This is a genomic window from Acetobacteroides hydrogenigenes, assembly GCF_004340205.1.
Classification (GTDB): Bacteria; Bacteroidota; Bacteroidia; order Bacteroidales; family ZOR0009; genus Acetobacteroides; species Acetobacteroides hydrogenigenes.
Map to the genome: position 1 here is coordinate 1,586 of NZ_SLWB01000028.1, position 1,880 is coordinate 3,465.

Annotated in this window: 3 protein-coding genes; all 3 read left to right on the forward strand. The window is 45.1% G+C overall.

Translation table 11 applies throughout. From position 1 onward, the window contains the following. The first annotated feature begins 66 nt into the window (after positions 1-66). Complete coding sequence (locus CLV25_RS15845; RefSeq protein ID WP_131840645.1) at positions 67-912, forward strand: RteC domain-containing protein; 846 nt, start codon at positions 67-69, stop codon at positions 910-912. 133 nt (positions 913-1,045) lie between these two features. Next, entirely contained in the window at positions 1,046-1,366 is a 321-nt protein-coding gene (locus CLV25_RS15850) for a helix-turn-helix domain-containing protein (RefSeq protein WP_131840646.1), read from the forward strand. A gap of 4 nt (positions 1,367-1,370) precedes the next feature. Beyond that, on the forward strand, positions 1,371-1,880 hold a 510-nt coding region (locus CLV25_RS15855; protein ID WP_131840647.1), incomplete at its 3' end, for a hypothetical protein.

Sequence of the window (1,880 nt, forward strand, 5' to 3'; positions counted from 1 at the left end):
ACCAAATATGGATAGCACGCCTAAACAAAAGAAAGGTAAGATGTAGAAATAGATAAAGCTATATTTATGGATAATACATTTGAGAATAAGCAAAAATTGTTGTCGGAGCAGATTCGGGATATTGAACAAGGTGCAGGAGAGCCAATGCAGAAGTGCGCTCAATGCTATAACGCTGCGATAAGAACCTTTTTTGAGGTAATCGATTATGTCAAGGATCATCCATTCAAGGACAGGCAACAGGAGATCTACTTCCTAAAGTACAGCTGCCCCTTCTTTATTGGGGAAATAATCTACCATAACCAGCTGAGCATCCTTCTTCAAAATCAGCAGGAATTAGATTCTCCTAAAAAGTTCAAGGGCTACTGCAAGCAGCAGAAAAGGACTATTCAACGATGGTTCGACACCTACCACAAGCTCATAAGCTACCATGGCTCTGGATTAACCAACCTTGATGAAGAGTACGTACTATCCTCCTTGAGCACCTTTCAGCTTCCCATCGACGATTCCTGCATCATCCTCAACCGCAACTTCATTACGGATTACTCCATCATCATTGGCCGCAGCATCGCCTTCTTTAGGCTGAGGCAACGCCTCACTTCCGACTACAAATCCCTGAAAATTGTGCCATTTTATCCCGAGGTCATACCGACTCGGGAAAATGAGGAAGAAATGAGCTGGACAGAAACGAAGGTGGCGGCTGTTGAGCTGATAAACGCTCTTGTTTCCCACAAATGCATTAACAATGGCAATTGCAGCATAAAGCAGGTTGTCAGCCACTTCGAATCATGCTTCAACATGAAAATTGGAAATTACTACGACATTTTTAGCGAAATTAAAGCCCGTAAAAATCCAACCCTATTTATAGACAAGATGAAAACCTCCTTCATTCAAAAGGTAAGCGAGGAGTGTTAAAATGGGCTGTTTTACAAGTTAAACAACTGCCTTGCAGTTGTTTGGAAAAATATTTTTCCCGACTCGGTATTACCTCGGGTAAAAATTAATTTTCTACACCTCATCTTTACCCCATAACCAAATTCTAAAAGTTATGGGACAGAATGCTAATACCCCTAACCAACCGTTACAGCGGCTTAGCCGCGATCAGATTGCCACCACCGGCGACCTTTTAGCCCTCAAAAACGAGCTAATCGATGAGATTAAAAATCTACTAAAGGGTAGGCAGAATTCATCGCAAAAGCCCTGGCTAAAATCAGCAGATGTTCGCAAAATGCTCAACATCTCTGACGGAACGCTCCAAACCCTTCGCATCAACGGTACCATTCCCTACACCAAAATCGGTGGCGCCATCTACTACGCCTACGAGGATATTGTGACGCTTTTGGAGGAGAATCGCGTCCATAACCGCTAGCGCCATGCGACCAAACCACGTAATGGCCTTTTTTGAAAGGGTCGCTGCCGATAAGCGGCTTACTCCATTTCATATCAGCCTATATCTGGCTTTGCTGCACCACTGGCGTTCCTCAGGATTCGAAGAGCAGTTTCCATTTGCTCGTAAAAGCATTCAGGCAGATAGCCGCATTGGTTCCCTTCATACAATCTACCGCTGCCTAAGGGATTTAGCGGAATGGGGTTATATTCAGTACACCACCAGCAAGAATCCCAAGGTAGGCTCTGCTATCCTCATTTGCTCGCTGGCAAGTGATGCTTCAACCAGTTCTGCTATACCTAAAAAACAGCCAAAAATGGAGCCCGCTAAAATCAAGATACCTCCCAGCTTGCAGGACGTTCAGACCTACTTCTCCGAAAACGGCCATCCTCCGCTTGAGGCTCAGAAGTTTTTCAACCACTTCCAGTCCAATGGCTGGCGGGTTGGCGGCAAAACCCCGATGCGCGATTGGATGGCAGCTGCCAGTAACTGGATG

Excerpts from the sequence above, each read along its gene's own strand:
- CLV25_RS15845 (WP_131840645.1), top strand. The coding sequence starts at position 67 with ATGGATAATACATTTGAGAATAAGCAAAAATTGTTGTCGGAGCAGATT.
- CLV25_RS15850 (WP_131840646.1), top strand. The coding sequence starts at position 1,046 with ATGGGACAGAATGCTAATACCCCTAACCAACCGTTACAGCGGCTTAGC.